The sequence below is a fragment of the Streptomyces sp. NPDC079141 genome (assembly GCF_040686775.1).
Lineage (GTDB): Bacteria > Actinomycetota > Actinomycetes > Streptomycetales > Streptomycetaceae > Streptomyces.
Map to the genome: position 1 here is coordinate 1 of NZ_JBFBLP010000019.1, position 14,094 is coordinate 14,094.

Sequence of the window (14,094 nt, forward strand, 5' to 3'; positions counted from 1 at the left end):
AGCATGTCCCAGGTCTTCCTCGCCATCCTCCTCATCCTCCTCGTCGGCATCGCCATCGACCTCCTCCTGTTCAGCCCCCTCGAACGCCGCGTCCTACGCAGCCGCGGCCTGCTGACGAAGAGCTGAGGTACGCCATGCCGGTTCTGCTCGTCATCGCCCACGGAAGCCGCGACCCGCGGCACGCCGCGACCGTGCACGCCCTGGTGCGGCGCGTACGGTCGCTGCGGCCGGGGCTGCGGGTGGAGACCGGCTTCCTGGACTTCAACATCCCGTCCGTGCAGGGCGTGCTGGAGTCCCTGGCGGCGGAGGGCGTGCGTGACGTCGTCGCGCTGCCGCTGCTGCTGACCCGCGCCTTCCACGCCAAGGCCGACATCCCGGCGGTGCTGCGCGAGGCGCCGCCGCAGCTGCGGATCCGGCAGACGGAGGTGCTCGGCCCGTCCCCGCTGCTGCTGTCCGCGCTGGACCGGCGGCTGTACGAGGCGGGCCTGACGCCCGCCGACAAGTCCTCGACCGGGGTCGTACTGGCCTCGGCGGGGTCCACCGACCCGGAGGCGATCGCAGTGATCGCAGAAATCGCGCGGGAGTGGCGGCACACCGGTTGGTGCGCCGTGCGGCCTGCGTTCGCCTCCGCATCTCTTCCGCGCACCGAGGACGCCGTACGGGAGTTGCGGGCGCTCGGCTGCGAGCGGGTCGCCGTCGCCCCGTACGTCCTCGCGCCCGGCTTTCTGCCGGACCGCATCGCGCGGGGCGCCGCCGAGGCCGACGTACTCGCCGATGTGCTCGGACCGGCTCCGGAGGTGGCGCGCCTGCTCCTGGAGCGCTACGACGCCGCACGTGTCCCGGTGCTGGCGGTCGTGGGCGCCTGACGGCGTCCCCTACCTGGTCGGATTCCGCAAAAGCCCCTCCCCTGGTCCCCGCTATCTGCTGGGATGGTCCCTCGTAGCCGAGCGGGGGAGAGCGGTTCGCGTGGCGGGTCGGGAGTTCGGGCATCATTTGGGCCTGCCACGGGCCCTGTCCGGGCTGCCGCTGAGCCCCCTGGCCGTCGGTTACGCAGACCTCGCCGCCGCCCAGCACGGGGCGGGGTTACGGCATGTCGGCGAGGCGCTCGTGCCCACGGGCGAGGGCGGGTTACGCGTCCTCGACGGGCTCTACGTCCCCGCCGGTCCGCGCGGCCGACGGCGGGTGGACGCCGCCCTGCTGGACGCCCTCGCTCGCGTCGGCTCACCCTCCGCCCGGGTGGCCGAGCTGCTGGGCGGACTGCACCGGCACGATCCGCAGGCGCCGCGCCGGGTCGTGCTGTACCAGCTGATCTGCCTGCTCCAACAGGCCTGTCCTGTAGAGGAGTTAGGGGTGCATCCCGAGGAGGCGGCCGGTCTGGTGGCGGCGGCCCGGGTGCGGCCCGCGCTCGACCGGCGGCAGCAGGACGCCGCCGAGTCCGTCGCCGATGCCTGGGAGCGGCGCCGGATCCACCGGGTGCGTGTCCTGGTGGGGCGGTTACCGCAGGGCGACCCGGCCCTGGAGCGCCTGGGGATCGCGCTGGCCGCCCGGACGGCCGCGGTCGACAGGGCGCTGACGGCGGCCCGCCGCGCCGAGGAGAGCGGCGACAGGGACACCGCGAGCGAGCGCTACCTGCGCGCGCTGGACCTGGCGGCCGACGACCGACGGGCGCTGCGCGGGCTGGTGCGGGTGCACCGGCCGGGCGCCACGGCCCTCTTACGTACCGAACTCACCGCGGAACACGTCCGGTTGAGCTGGGACCGGGCCGGCACCGACTGGCGGCTGCTGTGTCTGTACCGCGCGGAGAACGGCGCGGCCCGGGTGCGCGAGGTGCCCACCGCCCAGGACACGGCCGTACCGCTGGGCACCACGGTCCGCTACGCGGCCTTTCCGCTGGAGGACGGGCGGGTGGCCGGGCCTCCGCTGGTGTCGCACCGGGTGCAGTTCACCCCGGAGGTGTCGGAGCTGACGCTGACGGACGGACCGGAGCGGATCTCGGGTTCCTGGAGACGGCCGCCGGGCGCCGCGGAGGTGACGGTCGAGCACGACACGGCGCTACGGCTGGACTCCCGCACCGACGGTTTCACCGCGACCGGGCTGCCGGTCGGCCCGCACACCTTCAGGGTCGTGTGCCACTACCGGGCCCCCGGCGGAGCGCTCGTCCCCTCCCCCGGCGTCCGCGCCACGCGCACGGTCCATCGCTGGCCCGAGCCCGTCCGCACGCTCACCGCCGCGCCCGACGGCGACACCGTGCGGTTCGACTGGACCGGAGGGCAGGGCGCCGAGGTCCGTCTGGTGGTGTGGCCCGGACAAGTGCCGTTACCGGGCACGGAGTTGAGCACAGCCGAACTGCCGCCCGGGATCGACGCCCCGGCCGCCGGGCACTCCCGGGTCGCCGCCGTCGCCGTCCTGGGCGAGCGCGCGCTGGCCGGGCCCGTGGTCGACGTCGAGGTGCTCCGGCCGGTGACCGGGCTCACCGCCCGGCGGCTGCCCGGCGGGGAGGCAGCCGTGCTGCTGGACTGGCCCGACGGCACGAGCCGGCTCACGGTCCGCTGGGACGGACCGGACGGCGACGGTGAGCGGACCGTCACCGCGCACGCCTACCGGCGCGGCGGGCTGCGGCTGGCCGTCGGCCCCCGAAAGGTGCGCATCCGGGCCACGGCCGTACCGCATGCGCCGGGCGCCGTCGTGGTGACGGCGGCCGGGGCCGAGACCGTGCTGCCGCCCGACACGTCCATCGGCTACCAACTCGTGCGCGACCGGCGGCGGTTCCTCGGCAAGGGCCGTACACTGCTGCGCGTCACCCTCGCCTCTCCGGCCGGGGAGGGCGGCCCGGACCTCCCCGAGTTCGTATGCGTCGCCCGCAGCGGGACACTCCGGCCGCGCAACGCCACCGACGGCACCACCCTGCTGCGGATCCCCGGCACCGATCTGACCCGGCACGGCACGGTCGAGCAGGAGCTGCCGGCCGCGCCCCTCCCGGCCCCGTACACCTTGCGCGGCTTCCTGCTGGGCGAGCACGCGGCCACCGTACGACTGGAAGAACCCTCCCCCGCGACCCTGGTGGTGCGCCGACCATGACGACCGTGATCTGCCCCTACTGCTTCGCCCGTTCCGCCGCGGCCAGGCTGCCCTACCGCTGTCTGATGACGCCGACCGGCGTCCGCGGCGGCACCCCCTGCGGGCCCGAACGCGACGACGTCTGGGCCGGGTTCATCGGACCCGGCGTGCCCCCGGGCACCCTGATGCGCGGGCCGGTGTTCGCCCCGGCCAGAAGTGCGGCGTCCCGGCTGCGCGGCGGAAGTGGCAGCAGTGTGCCGTGCCCGGGGTGCGGGGTCGGCACGACGACCCGGGTGTGCGGCTCCTGCCACAACGACCTGCCGAGCGACTACTGCGACCAGGACAGCCGCATCATCGCCCTGGTCGGGGCGAAGGCCTCCGGCAAGAGCACCTATGTCTCCGTCCTGGTCAACGAGTTGAACCACCGGGTCGGCCAGGCCTACCACGCCTCGCTGGCCGCGATGGGGCAGAGCACGCAGGTACGGGACCGGGAGATGGCGGAGGACCTGTACGAGCGGCTGCGGCTGCCGGACGCCACCAGACCGGCGGCGCTCGGCTTCAACGACCCGCTGCTGTACCGACTCAGCCTGCCCCGACGCAGCCGTCTGGGCGCCGGCACCCGGCACACGGCGCTGGTGTTCTTCGACGCGGCGGGCGAGGATCTCGCGGGCGCCGAGGCCATGGACCGCTACACCCGCTATCTCAGCGCCGCTGACGGCATCGTTCTGCTGGTCGATCCACTGCAACTCGGTTCCGTGCGCGACCGGTTGCCCCTCCACGACGGTCCGCCGCTGCCCATGGTGGAGACCCCGCCGCAGCAGATCGCCGCCGATCTCGCCCGCCAGCTGCGTGCGCACGGCAGGGGCGGTTCGCGCGGCCGGGTGGCCACGCCGATCGCGGTGGCGGTCACCAAGACGGACATGCTCAAGCCGCTGCTCGACCCGCACTCCCCGGTGCTGCGCAACGCCCCACACCCGGACGGCACCTTCGACGAGGAGGACCGGCTCGGGGTGCACGAGGAGATCCGCTCCCTGCTGACGGACTGGGACTCGGGCGCGCTCGTCCGGCAACTGGAGCTGGACTTCGCCGAGTTGTCGCTGTTCGGGCTGTCCGCGCTGGGTGCCCCACCGCCCGCCGACGCACCCGCGGACGTACCGAAGTCCGGTCCGCAGCCGATACGGGTGGAGGACCCGCTGCTGTGGCTGCTGGCCCGGCGCGGGCTGCTGCCGATGCGCCGTACGACGGGGAAGGGGCGGGACAAGTGACGTTGACCCAGCTGCACTACACGTCCGCGCCGCCGGGGCCGGACGGTTCGGGTTTCCGGTTCACCGCGGTCAGCGCGGGTGTGCCGCAGACGCTGCTGCGGGAGGCGGAGCAGCTCATCGGCTACGAGCCGCCGCGCGACTTCCCGGCCCGGCCGGACGCGGCGGAGCTTCGGGGGTTCCCGAAGGCCTTCTCGTTCTCCGAACTCTCCGACGGCGGACGGCTGTTGAGCCGGTCGGTGTACACCGGCGCCGACTACACCGGGCGGTGGGGGAACTTCCACGCGCACGCGCTGCATCTGCCGCCCGGGGCTCGGCTGCCGGACGGTGCGCTGCCCATCACCGCCTGGGAGTCGCCCCGTTGGGCCGACACCACGCCCGCGGGCGGGCGGCCCGAGCCCGTGGACCGCTTCGAACCCTCCGGGCTGATCCGGCGGGACGGTCTGGTCGCGTTCGCGGTGTCCCGGGCCGCCTGGCTGGCGCCGTTCTTCGCCGATCTGCGGGCGGTCGCCGAGGATCCGGGCGTGGGTCAGATCGTGCTCGTGGAGCACGACAGCGCGGACGTGGCCCAGTGGATCGCGCTCGCCTGTGCGGTGCTGCCGCGCGAACAGGCTCACCGGCTGACGTTCACGACGTACACGCGCCGTCCGCAGCAGGCCCGTCAGCAGATCGTGGGGGCGCTGGCCTCGTCGGAGCAGGTCGCTCACGATCACCGCTACCGGGTGCACGACTGCACCGGCCGGCCGCCGTCGGAGCCGGTCGCCGACACCTGGGCGGAGCTGTGCGCCCGCGTCTGGGCCGCGGGCCGGCCCGATCTGTTCCACGACGCGGGGGACGGGCCGGGGCCGCTCGCGGTGGCGGCGCTGGCGGCGGGCGTCGGGCTGCGGTCGGACGCCCGGGCGGCCGCCGCTCGGTGGGCGGCCGGGCGGGTGCTGCCCGAGGCGACGCTGAGTGCGCTGATCGCGGGGCTGTGCCGGAGCGGGGACGGGGCCGACGAACCGGGCGCGCTCGCCGCCCTGCTGGAGCGGATCGACGGTCAGGTGCCCACGGCCGTGTCCGCGCCGCTGGCCGCGCGGGTGCTGGCGTCCGCCGTGCTCGGCGGGGGCCCGGTGCCCGCGCTGCGCCCCGGTTCGCTGACCCCGCAGGCCCATGCCGAGCTGGCCCGGGACCTGGCGCCCGCGTTGCGTTCGGGCATCACGGACGCCGGGGAGCCCCCCGAGGGGCGTCCGCTGGCCCTGCTGCGGGTGGCCGATCTGCTGCACGTCGACTGCCAGGACCAGCTGCCCGAGCTGGCGGGCCGGCTGGCGCACGCCCTGGTGGACGTGGCGCCGGACGAGCGGTCGGCCGTGGCGGAGGAGCATCCCGTGGGGCATCCCGCCCGGCGGGCCGCGGTGGAGGCCGTAGACGCCCCCGCCCCGCGGGCCCAGACCCCGGCACTGCTCGATGCCGTGCACGAACATCCCGCCCTGCGGATCGCGCTCTTCGGGTCGCTGAACGCGCTGGCCGCCGCCGATCCGCGGGCCGTCGCCCGGGCGCTGGCCGGGTCGGGGCTCCCCGTCGGGCCGCAGACCGCCTTTCCCCATCTGCGGATGTGCGTGCTGGCGGAGCCGAAGGGCGATCGGCTGGCCCGGTTCCACGAGGTGCTGCGCACCGCCGGGGTCTCCCCGCACGCCGACACGACCGTGCTGCGGACCGCGCTGCGGCTGGTGTGGGGCGAGGGCCTGCCGACCGGGGCGGAGGCGAGTCTGCTGCTCAACGAGCTGAGCTCGGATCTGCACCGGGCGGCCGGCACCCGGGACGTGCTGATCGACGCGGCGCTCACCGCGCCGGCCGACGACATCGACGTTCCGATGCTCGCCGCCGACCTGCTGCGCTGCTTCCCCACCGAGCTGCGGCCCGGACAGCGGGCGGCGCTGCTGCTGCTGGAGTTCGCGGGTCTGCTGGGCACGTCCGGCGAGGGCGAGCAGTGGGTCGCGCGGGCCATGTCGCTGCGCGACGGGGCGGCCGAGCCGGTCCCGGACACGGTGACGGAACGCGTCTTCGACACCCTCGGCCGACGGCTGATGCAGGCCTCGGTGCCCGAGAGCGAGCTGTACGCGCTGGCCCGGTCGGGTGAGGCCGGGCTGCTCGCCGCGTACGAGCGTGCCGGGCGCTCCTCCTGGGTGGGCGACCGGCTGCGCACCGTGCCGTCGTACGTCGCCTTCTGCTTCTGCGCCTGGAGCGCCTACCCCGGTACCGATCCCGGCTGGGACGAGACGAGTTCGGCGCTGCTGGCCAAGGTGCTGCGGCCGGTCGTGAAGGCGCTGCCCGCCGCGGACGTGACCGAGGTGGAGACGGTGCTGGGGCGGGCCGGGCGGGGCAAGCTGGATGCGTTCCGGTCCTGGAACCGCCCGGGCGCGCTCGGCCGGCTGGCGGGGCGGCTGTCCGGGCGCGGGAAGCGCGAGCAGGGCGCCGCCTGGCCCGGGGATGTGCAGCCGCCGTCGTGGGGAGGCCGCCGGTGAACGCCATGACGGTGGTGTGGGGCTACTTCCTGTGGTGCGGGCTGATCGCCGTCGGCGTGGGCCTGGGCCGGGTGATGTGGGAGTTCCTCGGGATCGGGGTGCGCGGTGTCTGGCGGGGGCTCGGGCCGTGGCAGCCGGGCCGCCCCGACCAGCGCATCCCGGCCGTGGGCGGCGGCGAACCCGCCCCGCTCGGCTACTGGTGGCAGCAGATGTGGGTCGACGGGCTGACCGCCGCGGGCTACGGACTGCGGGTCGTGTGGACCGAGCTGGCCGATCCGTGGCTGGACCGGATCGGCAAGAACCTGTTCCGCGGCCGGCTGCCCTCCGGCCCGCGCGCCGACTCGCCCGCCGGCGCGGTACTGCTGGTGGTGTTCGTGGCCCCGGGCACGGTTGCGGGCGCGCTCGTCGGCGCCGTGCTCGCCACGCTGCTGCTCGGCACGTTCCTGGCGGTGTTCGTGCTGCTGCTCGCCCTGATCTGGCTGGGGTGCGCGGCGGGCGTGCCGGTGCTGCGGGGCGCGGAGCGGGCGTGGGCGCTGGCCCGGGGGGTGCGCGTCAAGTGCCCCTACCCCGGCTGCTATCGGCCCGTTCCGCTGGCCGTGCACCGCTGCCCCGGCTGCGACGCCGGACACGGCTCGCTCCGTCCGGGCCGGTACGGCGTGCTGTGGCACCGGTGCACCTGCGGGCGCCGGCTGCCGACGACCCGGTTCATGAAGCGCGGGCGGCTGACCACGCAATGCCCGCACTGCAAGCGGCGGTTGCCGGAGATCACCGGCACCACCCGGGTGGTGCACGCGCCGCTGATCGGCGGCACCTCCTCGGGCAAGACGATGCTGATGGCGGCCATGGTCGAGGGGCTGCACGCCTGGGCGCAGCGCGGCGAGCTGACCGTGGAGTACGCCTCGGCCGACGACCGCGGCGCCGCCAACGACCTCAACCAGGAGCTGCGGCAGTCCGGTTGGGCCCGCGCCACCACCGGCGGCCAGCCCCGCGCCCTGATGCTGACCGTGACCCGCGGGCGCCGGCGACGGCTGCTCTACCTCTACGACCCCATGGGCGAGTCGGTCAGCGAGGCCGACCGGGTGCGCGCCCAGCACTACCTCCAGCACGCCGACGGGGTCGTCCTGGTCACCGACGTCCTCGCCGACCCCGGCGTACGCGGAAAGCTCGGCGCGGACGACCTCGCGCGGGCCAAGGCCGCCCGGCCCTCGCCGCAGGGCCCGTGGGACACCTACCAGCGGCTGACGGGCGAACTGGCGGCCCTGACCGGACGGCGCCACCGGCTGTCCGTGGCCGCCGTCGTCACCAAGCGGGACATCCTCGACGGGCTGACGTCCCTGCCGGTGCCGGGCGCGGCGGTCGACGACTGGCTGAACGAGATAGGCCTCGACCAGCTGGTGCGGACCCTCGGGGGCGACTTCCGCGCGGCCCGCTTCTGGGCCGTCAGCGCCCGTGCCGCCACCGGCACCGGCCCGCTGGAGAGCGAGCAGCGCCGGGCGGCCGAGCCGGTGCTGTGGCTGCTCGCCGCCTCGGGGCTGCGCACCGGTGCGCTGGTCGGGCCGGGCGGCACCACGGGCGCGAAGGAACGCAGGATCCGGCTGCGCGGCAGCGGCGACCGCGAGAGGACCCCGGCATGACAGAGGTGACCCCATCGATCGGGCGCTGGCGGCGGGCCATGGCAGGCGTGTTCGTCGCCTCCGTGGTGCTGACGGTGCTCGCCCTGGTCGGGCTGGCGCAGTGGCTGCTGGCCTGACACCGACGACCAAGGGAAAGGAAACGGCGTGAGTGACATTCCCGGCGGGCCCATGGCCAACCGGCCGGTCCACTTCATCTGGCTGCTCGACTGCTCGTACTCGATGCAGGGCGAGAAGATCGGCCAGCTCAACTACGCGATCAGAGAAGCGCTCCCGGAGATGCGGTCGGTGGCGCACGACAATCCGGCGGCCCAACTCCTGCTGCGTACCATCACGTTCTCCACCACGGCCCGGTGGAACCACCAGACCCCGGTCCCGGTCGACGACTTCACCTGGCAGGACGTCGAGGTGGACGGCATGACCAACCTCGGTGAGGCGCTGAGCCTGGTCTCGCGGGAGCTGCAGAGCCCGCCGATGCCGCAGCGGGCGCTGAAGCCGGTGCTGGCGCTGGTGTCGGACGGGGTACCCACCGACGACTGGAAGGCCGGTCTGAAGGCGATCGACTCGACGCCGTGGGGCCGCAAGGCGGTACGGGTCGCCATCGCGATCGGCGCCGACGCCGACCGCGGGGTGCTGCAGGAGTTCCTCGGCAACCCCGAGCTCCAGCCGCTGGACGCCAACTCCCCCAAGCAGCTGGCGGCGGCGATCCGCTGGGCGTCCACCGCGGCCGTGAAGGCGGCCTCGCAGCCGGTGGCGGGCTCGGCGGACCCGCTGGCGAAGCAGCCGTACGCGCCGCCGGTCCTGGACGACGACGATGACGACGACGTGTGGTGACGCTCGGGGTGCGGCGCTGGGACACGCTGGGCGACAGCGTCCAGGGCGTCGGCAAGCGGTGCAACCAGGACTGGTGGGCGTGCGAGGGCACCGGTTCCGGTGACGATCCGCTGGTGCTGGCGGTGGCCGACGGGCACGGCTCGGCGGCGCACGCGCGCAGCGAGCTGGGCGCCCGGTTCGCCGTGGACCAGTTCGTGGGGCTCGCGGTCTCCTTCGGCCGGGCGGCCCGCGACTGCCACGAGCCGGGGCGGCTGGCCCGGCTGATGGCATACGCCCGGGACGACTTCCCCCGCGCCCTGGTGCACGAGTGGCGGTCGACGGTCCTCGGCCACTGGGACCGCCACCGCCCGGTCGCCGACGACGGGGCACCCGAGCCGGAGCCGGGCGACAAGCTGCTGCTGTACGGCACCACGCTGATCGGTGCCGTGCTCACGCCGCGGCTGTTCGTGGCCTGGCAGATCGGCGACGGCGATCTCGCGGTGGTCGAGCACGACGGGGAGCTGGGCCGGCCGCTCGCCCCCGCGGAGGAGGACCTGGGCGACGAGACGGAGTCGCTGTGCGGTGCGCAGGCCTGGCGTGCGGTGCGCACGCACTGGGCGCCGCTGTTCGACGAGGCGCGCGGGCCGCGTCTGGTGGTGCTGTCGACGGACGGCCTGTCGAAGAGTTTCGCCGCGGCGGAGGGGTACCGGGAGTTCGTCGCGGGCCTGGACGGCCGGCTGGCACAGGAGGGTGCGGCGGGGGTGAAGGCCGCGCTGCCCGAGTGGCTGCGGCAGGCCTCGCAGTACTCCGGGGACGACACGACGCTGGTGGCGGCGTTGCGGCCGGTACATCCGGCACTGGAATCGGAACAGAAGACGGAGAGTTGAGCGATGAGCGGCATGCTCGACAGCGGGACCCGGCTGGCCGTGGACAACGGCGACGAGATCGAGATCATCGGCATGCTGGGTGCCGGTGGCCAGGGCGAGGTGTACCGGGTGCGGACGGCGGCCGGGGACAAGGCCCTGAAGTGGTACTACCCGACGTGTGCGACACCCGAGCAGGAGGCGATCGTCCAGGAGCTGGTGGACCGGGACTTCGACGACGACCGGTTCCTGTGGCCCGAGGCACATGTGCCCGCACACCTGGGTTCGTTCGGCTATCTGATGGAGCTGCGGCCCGATCGCTTCAAGGGGCTGCCCGACCTGTTCCGGCGCCAACTGCGCACCAGCACCCGCGCGTTGCTGACGGCCTGCCTCTACACCGTGGAGGCGTACCAGGCGCTGCACTCGCGCGGCATCGCCTACCGGGACATCTCCTGGGGCAACGTCTTCTTCGACCCGGCCACCGGTGACGTCCTGGTCTGCGACAACGACAACGCCGTGGTGGAGGGCGACGCGAGCGGGATCTCGGGGACGATGAAGTTCATGGCCCCGGAGCTGGTGCGCGGTGAGCCGGGCGCACGCCCGGGCACCCAGTCGGACCTGCACTCGCTCGCCGTGCTGCTGTTCATGCTGCTGATGAACCATCACCCGCTCGAAGGCCGACGGGAGTTGGGCATCCACTGCTTCGACGAGGCGGCGGAGAAGCGGCTGTACGGCAAGAGCCCGCTGTTCGTGTTCGATCCGGCCGACGGCTCCAATGCGCCCGATCCGATGGAGCACGCCACGGTGCTGGCCACCTGGGACGCGGCGGCCGGGACCCTCCAGGATCTGTTCCTGCGCAGTTTCACGATCGGCCTGCGGGATCCCGCGGCCCGGGTCCGGGAGACCGAGTGGCGCAACGCGCTGCGGGCGGTGCTGGACTCGGTGGTGGAGTGCGCGTCCTGCGGCCGGCAGAACATGACGGAGCCGGGCGAGAACCCGCCGCCGCGCTCCTGCTGGGGGTGCGGGACGCGGCTGCTGCTGCCGCCCCGGCTGACGGTGACGACGCCGCCGCCGCGCGCCGAGCACCACATCCGGCTGCGGCGCTCGGCCCGGGTGCAGGCCCACCATCTGCTGCCGGAGCCGGTGCGGCACGACTGCTCCGACGAGAGCCTGGTCGCGGAGCTCGTCGAACACCCCTCGAAGCCGGGCCGTTTCGGCATCGCCAACCGCTCGAAGGAGACCTGGACGGGCATCCGCTCCGACGGTACGTCCCAGGAGATCACCCCCGGCCAGACGGTCCCGCTCCGCTCGGGGCTGGAACTGGACCTCGGGGGCGGGGTACGGGCGGTGGTGCGCGCCAAGTAGCGGCCCACCGACCCCAACAGCGGGGCCCGCTCACAGGCCCAGGACGCGTCCGATCTCCTGGGCCAGGGCGAGGCCGCCGCTGCCGGCCGCCACCCCGATGCCGATGGTCTCCAGGGCGGAACGGATCCGGCCGCGGTTCACGGCCTGGCCGTCCTGCTCGGCGCGGGCCAGCTCGCCCTGGATGACCTGGGCCTGCGGGACCAGCGCCGGGCTCTCCACCCGCAGCCGTTCGACGAGCCGGTCGGCCAGCCTCAGCAGGGCCGCAGGGTCCGTGCCGTGGTTGTTGATCTCGATACGGCCGTGGTCGCCGAAGTTGGCCGGGCCGTTGACGTTGTTGATGTGGTAGTTGCTGCTCATGTACCGGCTCCTGTTCCGCTTCCGGGTCAGGGCTTGGGCGGTGCGCCGCCACCGCCCTGCCCCGGGCTCTGAGGCCCGCTGCCCTGGGGCCCGTTGTTCTGGTTGATGGTGCCGCCGGCGCCGAAGATGCTGGGCCCGTTGACGTTGTTGACGTGGTAGTTCTGCGTGATGATCTTCTGCGCGTTGTCGAAGGAGCTCGTGTCGACGTTGTGGTCCTTCAAAAAGCGTTCGGTCGCGGTCAGCACGCCCTGCTGAAGGCGGACGAGGTAGTCGAGCGCGTCCATGCGCTCCGCGTAGCCCGCCTGCTGCCAGTCGCCGTACCACTCGCGCAGGCTGGTGGCGGCGCCGTAGTCGACGATCAGGTGCTGGTTCTTGACCTTGCGGCGCAGCTTGCGCAGCTTCCGCTCGTTGTCGTACCGCCATCGGGAGCGTTCCAGCATGCGCGCGGGGGCGCCGAACAGTTCGGACCCGGTGTGGGTGGTGGCGTACTTGAAGAGGCTCCACCAGCGGTCGAGGCTGGCCAGCGGGAGCGTGTCCACCTCGTGGAATTCGGCCTTGAGCGGCGGGATCGCGTAGGAGGCCACCTCCCAGCTGAGGCTGGGACGCGCGAGGATCGCCCGCAGGTACATGGAGACGATGAGCCGCCCGCCCTCGCCGACCCGTTCCAGGCACAGATGCGTCCGCATGCCGGCGCCGGGCTGCTGCAGGCCGGCCTGGACGAGCTGTTTGGGCACGTGCGGGTTCGGGCGCCGCGTGCGGTCGGGGAGCAGCTCGGGCAGCAGATAGGCGTTGCTGCCGAGGACGTAGAGCCGGTTCCTGGTGCGCAGTCCGTCCAGGCCGGAGATGCCCTCCATGTGGCGGGCGACGTAGGTGTGCAGGTCGATGGCGTCGAAGGAGAGCAGCGGGAGCTTGCCGCCGCCCGGGGCCTCGGCGGGCTGGCTGACGTCGATCGGGCCCCAGATGATCTCCCTCTCCTGGAGCCGGGTACCGCTGCCGACGAACGGGTTGGTGAACGCCGTCTCGTCGGCGTACGGCAGGACGTTGGAGCGCTTGAGTTCGTGCAGGCGCGCCTCCGCCCCCTGCTCGACGGGCGGGGCGAGCCCCTCCGGCTTCTCCGTGCCGCGGAATACCTGCTGCGCCGCGCCCCTGGCCCGGGCCTGGGTGGCGTAGACGAGGGCCCAGGTGACGGCGAGGATGCCGAGCGGGCCGTAGATCACGACGGGGATGAGGGAGCTGTGCCCGGCGAACAGTGACCACAGGCCCACCAGTACCGAGGCGGTCCACAGGATGCCGAGCGCGAGCAGCTGGCGGTCGAACACCGTTCTGCGCCGTACGGCCACGCGCGCGTGCCGGGCTACGGCCACGAAGTTGATGCCGAGGGTGAGTCCGATCGCGGTCAGCCGGTCGCCGGTGAGGTCGCGGTCGATGTCCCGGGCGAGGTCGTCGTGGAGGTGGGCCGTGGCGCAGATCCGTCGGGTGACGGCGTCCTTGCGGTACTGCGGCAACGAAGGTAACGATCTGCCCGCCACGATGCCCCGCCCCCCTGTTGCCGAAGTCGCGCGCTACACCCTAGAGACAACGGGAGGCGGCTGTCCGGGAGTTCGGGCGAGTCGGCCCCGGTTCAGTCGAAGCTGAGGCTCCCGGTGCGGGTGCGCTTGAGTTCGAAGAAGTCGGGGTCCGTGGCGAGGACCCGGAAGCTGTCGAAGAGCCGGGCCGCCCGTTCGCCGCGCGGCACGGCCCGCAGCACGGGACCGAACCACACCGTGCCGTCGACGTGGAGGGTGGGGGTGCCGACGTATCCGCCGGAGTCCCGCTCCGCGCCGGCCTCGTGGCTGCGGCGCACGGCGTCGTCGTAGGAGGGGTCGTGGGCGGCGGCGGCGAGTTCGGCGGGGAGCCCGGTCTCGGCGAGGGCCTCGGCGACGACGGCGTCGAAGTCCTCGGCCTTCTGTTCGTGGATACGGGTGCCGAACGCGGTGTAGAGGTCGCGCAGCACCTTGTCGCCGTGTGCCTCGGCGGCGGCCACCGCGACCCGGACGGGGCCGATCGACTTGTCGACGAGTTCCCGGTACCAGTCGGGGAGTTCATTGCCGAGGTTGTGCAGGTAGAGGCTCATGGGCCGGAACCGGAGGTCGAGCGGGCGGTGCCGTTCGACCTCCAGCAGCCAGCGGGAGGTGATCCAGGCGAAGGGGCAGGCGGGGTCGAAGTAGAAGTCGACGGGTACCGGGTTCTCGTGGGTCATGCCGCA

The 14,094-nt window shown here is 73.8% G+C and carries 11 protein-coding genes and 1 pseudogene; 9 read left to right on the top strand and 3 right to left on the bottom strand.

Annotated features, from left to right (window positions below):
* From AB0Q90_RS35300 to AB0Q90_RS35340, 9 genes and pseudogenes are all read left to right on the top strand, one after another.
* A pseudogene (locus AB0Q90_RS35300) lies at positions 1 to 126 on the top strand (ABC transporter permease); the annotation flags it as partial.
* 8 nt (positions 127 to 134) lie between these two features.
* Positions 135 to 866: a sirohydrochlorin chelatase gene (locus tag AB0Q90_RS35305; RefSeq protein WP_363163165.1), complete on the top strand. Its 732-nt coding sequence runs from the start codon at positions 135 to 137 to the stop codon at positions 864 to 866.
* A 100-nt stretch (positions 867 to 966) separates the two neighbouring features.
* A complete protein-coding gene (locus AB0Q90_RS35310) occupies positions 967 to 3,078 on the top strand; it encodes a hypothetical protein (protein ID WP_363163164.1) in 2,112 nt (703 codons plus the stop codon).
* Positions 3,075 to 4,322 carry a hypothetical protein gene (locus AB0Q90_RS35315; RefSeq protein ID WP_363163163.1) on the top strand — a complete coding sequence of 416 codons (1,248 nt, stop codon included), beginning with the start codon at positions 3,075 to 3,077 and terminating at the stop codon, positions 4,320 to 4,322. Before AB0Q90_RS35310 ends, AB0Q90_RS35315 begins: the two co-directional genes overlap by 4 nt.
* A complete protein-coding gene (locus AB0Q90_RS35320) occupies positions 4,319 to 6,820 on the top strand; it encodes a GTPase-associated protein 1-related protein (RefSeq protein WP_363163162.1) in 2,502 nt (833 codons plus the stop codon). Before AB0Q90_RS35315 ends, AB0Q90_RS35320 begins: the two co-directional genes overlap by 4 nt.
* Before the next feature lie 5 nt (positions 6,821 to 6,825).
* A complete protein-coding gene (locus AB0Q90_RS35325) occupies positions 6,826 to 8,454 on the top strand; it encodes a hypothetical protein (protein ID WP_363163170.1) in 1,629 nt (542 codons plus the stop codon).
* Between the two features lie 168 nt (positions 8,455 to 8,622).
* Positions 8,623 to 9,285 (top strand): tellurium resistance protein, encoded by a 663-nt coding sequence (locus tag AB0Q90_RS35330; RefSeq protein WP_363163169.1) that lies wholly within the window; start codon positions 8,623 to 8,625, stop codon positions 9,283 to 9,285.
* The gene (locus AB0Q90_RS35335) at positions 9,279 to 10,151 is read left to right on the top strand and encodes a protein phosphatase 2C domain-containing protein (protein WP_363163161.1); all 873 of its coding nucleotides are present in this window, start codon (positions 9,279 to 9,281) and stop codon (positions 10,149 to 10,151) included. Before AB0Q90_RS35330 ends, AB0Q90_RS35335 begins: the two co-directional genes overlap by 7 nt.
* Positions 10,152 to 10,154: 3 nt before the next feature.
* On the top strand, positions 10,155 to 11,492 hold the full coding sequence (locus AB0Q90_RS35340; protein ID WP_363163160.1) for a protein kinase: 1,338 nt from the start codon (positions 10,155 to 10,157) through the stop codon (positions 11,490 to 11,492).
* 30 nt (positions 11,493 to 11,522) lie between these two features.
* Here the strand turns inward: AB0Q90_RS35340 and AB0Q90_RS35345 are convergent, their stop codons facing one another.
* From AB0Q90_RS35345 to AB0Q90_RS35355, 3 genes are all read right to left on the bottom strand, one after another.
* Positions 11,523 to 11,849: a hypothetical protein gene (locus AB0Q90_RS35345; protein WP_363163159.1), complete on the bottom strand. Its 327-nt coding sequence runs from the start codon at positions 11,847 to 11,849 to the stop codon at positions 11,523 to 11,525.
* Between the two features lie 26 nt (positions 11,850 to 11,875).
* Positions 11,876 to 13,354, bottom strand: coding sequence for a hypothetical protein (locus tag AB0Q90_RS35350; RefSeq protein WP_363163158.1), 1,479 nt, complete (start codon positions 13,352 to 13,354; stop codon positions 11,876 to 11,878).
* Positions 13,355 to 13,470: 116 nt separating this feature from the next.
* Complete coding sequence (locus AB0Q90_RS35355) at positions 13,471 to 14,088, bottom strand: DsbA family protein (RefSeq protein WP_363163157.1); 618 nt, start codon at positions 14,086 to 14,088, stop codon at positions 13,471 to 13,473.
* Positions 14,089 to 14,094: the final 6 nt, after the last annotated feature.

Bases quoted from the DNA above. Each gene is read 5' to 3' on its own strand.
- AB0Q90_RS35305 (WP_363163165.1), top strand. From the start codon at position 135: ATGCCGGTTCTGCTCGTCATCGCCCACGGAAGCCGCGACCCGCGGCAC.
- AB0Q90_RS35315 (WP_363163163.1), top strand. From the start codon at position 3,075: ATGACGACCGTGATCTGCCCCTACTGCTTCGCCCGTTCCGCCGCGGCC.
- AB0Q90_RS35325 (WP_363163170.1), top strand. From the start codon at position 6,826: ATGACGGTGGTGTGGGGCTACTTCCTGTGGTGCGGGCTGATCGCCGTC.
- AB0Q90_RS35330 (WP_363163169.1), top strand. From the start codon at position 8,623: ATGGCCAACCGGCCGGTCCACTTCATCTGGCTGCTCGACTGCTCGTAC.
- AB0Q90_RS35340 (WP_363163160.1), top strand. From the start codon at position 10,155: ATGAGCGGCATGCTCGACAGCGGGACCCGGCTGGCCGTGGACAACGGC.
- AB0Q90_RS35345 (WP_363163159.1), bottom strand. From the start codon at position 11,849: ATGAGCAGCAACTACCACATCAACAACGTCAACGGCCCGGCCAACTTC.
- AB0Q90_RS35355 (WP_363163157.1), bottom strand. From the start codon at position 14,088: ATGACCCACGAGAACCCGGTACCCGTCGACTTCTACTTCGACCCCGCC.